Below are 781 nucleotides of genomic sequence, written 5' to 3'. Positions count from 1 at the left end.
AAAGAATTTTGGAATTATGCTGTTGTTATGATTTCGAAAATTAATGCTTTTACTAAATCACATGCTAAATATTTAGAACATATTGCAGTTGACCAAGCAAAAGAATCAAATAGATACGATACAGAAAATCAAACATCTCCTAGTAAACCATTCGTAACTGAATCAATGGAAGCTGATTTACTCGATAGTTTTGATACAATCAAAATACTACTTTCAACTCTTGGATTTCCCGTTTATGACAAAATTGGAAAAGAACAAATTACATCAAAAGAGTTACTCTTTTTAAATGGTCGTAACATCAATGCTGAAGGAGATTTAATAGACGATGGATTTGTAGTTTTTAAAGGCTCCCAAGTAAAAAAAGATACTGTTCCATCTTGTCACGATTATTTAATCAATTTACGACAAAAACTAATTCAAAATGAAATTTTGATAGAGAAAAACGGGAATTATGAGTTTATGCAAGATTATGTCTTCAATTCACCTAGCACAGCTGGCGGAGTTGTTTTAGGGCGTTCAACAAATGGTTGGACTAAATGGAAAAATAAAGACGGAAAAACTTTAGATGAACTCAAAAGAAAATAAAACGCAGTACAACACCGTGTATAATTAATTGCGGCTGAATTTCCTCGGCGGAAATTCAATCTTATTAATTATCTTTCCACAACAACGGAAAAGAACTCGCGTCCTTTTCCCGCAAAAAATCATACACAAATACGTTGGCTACAATATGAGAATAAAACGTAATCGAAATGAAAGACATATTGCATAAAATTTTTCT

At 31.6% G+C, this 781-nt stretch carries 1 protein-coding gene; it reads left to right on the top strand.

Features of this window, described 5'->3' with window-relative positions; genetic code table 11:
- A partial coding sequence (locus tag OU788_RS12485) for a DUF4357 domain-containing protein (protein ID WP_274635463.1) occupies positions 1-585 on the top strand: 585 nt, incomplete at its 5' end.
- Positions 586-781 lie beyond the last annotated feature (196 nt).

Source organism: Tenacibaculum sp. L6 (assembly GCF_028823685.1).
Taxonomy (GTDB): domain Bacteria; phylum Bacteroidota; class Bacteroidia; order Flavobacteriales; family Flavobacteriaceae; genus Polaribacter.
This window is presented reverse-complemented; position numbering and strand designations above follow the sequence as displayed.